The 3,419-nt window shown below is 41.3% G+C and carries 3 protein-coding genes and 1 tRNA gene; all 4 read left to right on the forward strand.

Translation table 11 applies throughout. The annotated features are described in order from the left end of the window. Nucleotides 1–435, forward strand: a 435-nt coding sequence (locus tag A5294_RS06010; RefSeq protein WP_064340697.1) for a septum formation initiator family protein, incomplete at its 5' end; no start/stop codon positions are given. Between the two features lie 94 nt (nt 436–529). Next, nucleotides 530–2,197, forward strand: coding sequence for a DUF501 domain-containing protein (locus A5294_RS06015; protein ID WP_064340699.1), 1,668 nt, complete (start codon nt 530–532; stop codon nt 2,195–2,197). Between the two features lie 42 nt (nt 2,198–2,239). Continuing rightward, a tRNA-Leu gene (locus A5294_RS06020) sits at nt 2,240–2,323 on the forward strand. Nucleotides 2,324–2,653: 330 nt separating this feature from the next. Then, nucleotides 2,654–3,373 carry a hypothetical protein gene (locus tag A5294_RS06025; RefSeq protein WP_231880210.1) on the forward strand — a complete coding sequence of 240 codons (720 nt, stop codon included), beginning with the start codon at nt 2,654–2,656 and terminating at the stop codon, nt 3,371–3,373. The last annotated feature ends 46 nt before the right edge of the window (nt 3,374–3,419 follow it).

Raw genomic sequence — 3,419 nt, forward strand, 5'->3', positions numbered from 1 at the left:
GTAGTATCACCATTGCAACAGCGTCGACTACTTTCAGGACCGCTCGTGTTTTTATTTATGGTTTTTGTAGTTACCGTTGGTTCAATTGAATGCATTTCAACAGTTAGAAATTATGCGTTAAGCTTGTCGGAGCTTCATGCACTTCAGCGTGAAGAAAGTGATTTACGTGAACAAAAGCGTACGTTGGATAATAATATTGACCGATGGAAAGACAAAGCATACGTTACCGCTCAAGCTAGAGATCGCCTCGGCTTTATTTTTCCTGGTGAGCAGGCTGTTCGTGTAGAGCATCCTGAGGCAGTAACTGGAAAAGTTCCGAATGAATTTGCTCAAGAAAATAGCGAAACTAAGACTCATTCAGTCTTGCCTTGGTATAGTGACTTAATGTATGCAATACATAAAGCAGACAAACCAGATACCGTGCCATCCTTATAACATATAAACTGATAAAGTAAAGAATTATTTATTTGTAAAACAGCTTTAACAGGAGTAGAAACGCATGGCTAACAGCCAAGAAAGTTCAGATAAAATGCAGAACAGTAATAAGAATTATATTCCAAAAGAAGCTGTAAAACCTTTATTTACTACACCTGCGAGTGATGCTGAGCGTGCAATTGTTGAAAAGCAACTTGGAAGATTCCCTAGAGGAATGGTAGCCGTTGGTGCGCGTTGCGTTTGTGGTAGGCCTCTTGCTGTTATTACTAGACCGTGCTTAGAAGATGGCACTCCATTCCCAACTACATGCTACCTTACCAGTCCTGAAGCTGTAAAAGCGGTGTCTCGCGTAGAAGCAGACGGTATTATGCGAGAATATAACGAGCTATTACAATCGGACGAAGATCTAAAGAAACAATATGAGCGTGCACATAAGTATTATTTGGAATTCCGTCATGAATTAGCTGTGTCTTTGGGGGATAGTGAGGAGCATATTAGTCAGATGAGCGCTGGTGGAATGCCAGTTCGTGTTAAATGCTTGCATGCTTTGCTTGCGCAAACATTGGTAATGGGCAAAGGTGTAAATCCGATTGGTGACATGGTGTTAGAGCGCATTAAAGATGAGTTTGATCCTAACGTGTGCCGTTGTACTACTCCGTGGAGCGATGATGCATATGCTACTGAAACGGAAGTTGTTGTGGAAGACGAAACGGCTAAAACTGCAGAGGGTGAAGCTGTAAAAAGTGAAACGACTACTTGCGCAGAAAAAACAGTACAGGTTGCTGCAATTGACTGCGGTACAAATTCTATTCGACTAAAAATTGTGCAAGTTTCTGAGCATGGAATGAAAGATATTGTTCCTCGTATGCTTCGCGTCGTTAGACTCGGTCAGGGAATTGACGAAACTCATCGTTTCGCAGATGACGCTTTGAAGCGAGTGAGGGAGGCTGCGCACGAATTTGCGCAAGTTTTGAAAGAACATCCAGTTGATGCGATTCGTTTTGTGGCAACCTCAGCTACACGAGATGCTGAAAATCGTGAGATTTTTGAACAAATGATGGTTGATGAGCTTGGTGTTCGCCCTGAAGTTATTAGTGGTACCGAAGAAGCGGCTCTTAGCTTCCTTGGAGCAACAAGCGTTGTGTCTCGCGATGAGTTGCAGCCACCGTATCTCGTAGTTGATTTAGGTGGAGGCTCTACTGAGTTAGTGCTTGGAGGGGATGGTGACTGCTTGCCAGCGCACAAGGTTTCTGCAGCATACTCCATGAATGTTGGTTCCGTTAGAATGACGGAAAGGCATTTGCATACTGATCCTCCGACTGAAGAGGAAATTCAAGCTGCGATTGAAGATATTGACAAGCATATTGATGATGCTTTCAAAGTTGTTCCTGCAGGACGAGCTCGCACTATTATTGGCGTTTCTGGAACTGTGACAACTATGGCTGCTTTGACTATGGGATTGCAGCATTATGATCATACTGCTGTCGATGGTGTGCGTATTGGATTAGAGCAGGCTTATGCTGTTAATAATCGATTTTTGCGTATGCCTAAGGACTGCAGGCGCACGTATGCGACGATTCACCCAGGGCGTGTGGATGTTGTTGGCGGTGGAGCAGTGATTTGGAGCCGAGTGTTGGAGAGATTAGCAAAAGCTGCGTATGAGGATCACGGTGGGGTTTTGGATACGTTTGTTGCAAGTGAGCATGGTTTGCTTGACGGAATCACGATTGATTTGGGAAGAAAGTTACTCGCCACACGCTGAGCTTGTTCTTTGCTTAGATGTATGGCATAATAATTGATTGCTGCCTCTGTGGCGGAATTGGCATACGCATCAGACTTAAAATCTGACGCCCTTACGGGCTTGTGGGTCCGAGTCCCACCGGAGGCACAAACGAGGCGCTGCACAGTTTTTAGCTGTGTGGCGCTTTTTGCTTTCTGAGTTTTTTGGGTAGTCTATGCTTGGGTTGTGTTAAAATCCCACTGTGATTTGTTAGCGCAAATTCATATAATACATTGATATTTACTAGGATTTATAATGATTCGTGATAATAATTGTGCACTAGGGAAGTGCAGTAATGTTCTTCATCCTAAATATAGAAAGTTTCGTCGCTTAAGCTCACTTGCATTCATAGTACTAATTTCTTTTTCTATGGTTTGTTTTAGTGGATGTGCGGATTCAAATGCAGAATTTAAATCATTACAGAAAACTTGTGAGAATTTGAAAGTTAAAGTGAATGCTGCGAGTAAGTCTCTAAAAGATGCTGTAAATGATGCAAAAAATAAAACTAGTCAAATTTCCGCTGAGGATGTAGAAGATTCTTCAGTGCTTGATAACTTAAATTCTCTATTTGATGAAGTTAAGAATGAAGATTTTTCTACAATTTCATGCTTAGCAGATAATGCTAATGATATTAAAAACTCAAATAAGGAACTTAATAATCGTTTAGAAAACTATAAAGATAAAACAAAACAATTGCAACAAGCTTCCGATGATGTTCAGGTTTCATATAGAAAGCATGTTCTCAGTGAAGCGAAAAAAATTGCGGATGATGCAGTAGGTAAAGTTAAAGATCCTAAAGTTATTGATAATCTTAATGAAGCAATAAACAACAACGATATTGATGCAATTCCTGATGCTGTAAAAGCTGTTAATGAAAGTATTGAGGCAAAAAACAAGGAAGATGAAGAGGCTCGTAAAGAATCTCAGAAAAAGCGTCTTCCAGCTACCGTAAGGAAGCAGCCTACAAATAACGTTAATCCACAGCCTCAGCAGCAGCCTCAGCAGCAACCTCAGACTAATCAAGGTCAGGTATCTCAAAATTATGTGCATCCTGGATCTTTCTGCTCACAAGAAGGTGCTACTGGTGTAACAACTAAAGGAACTCCAATGGTATGTATAAGCCGTGACGGTGATAGACCTCGTTGGAGAAGAGGATAGTTTTTACAAGTTATTTTTTAAATTATCTATTGATGGACAGTAGTAG

This window comes from Gardnerella sp. 30-4, from assembly GCF_001641215.1.
Lineage (GTDB): Bacteria > Actinomycetota > Actinomycetes > Actinomycetales > Bifidobacteriaceae > Bifidobacterium > Bifidobacterium leopoldii.

Bases quoted from the DNA above. Each gene is read 5' to 3' on its own strand.
- A5294_RS06015 (WP_064340699.1), top strand. From the start codon at position 530: ATGCAGAACAGTAATAAGAATTATATTCCAAAAGAAGCTGTAAAACCT.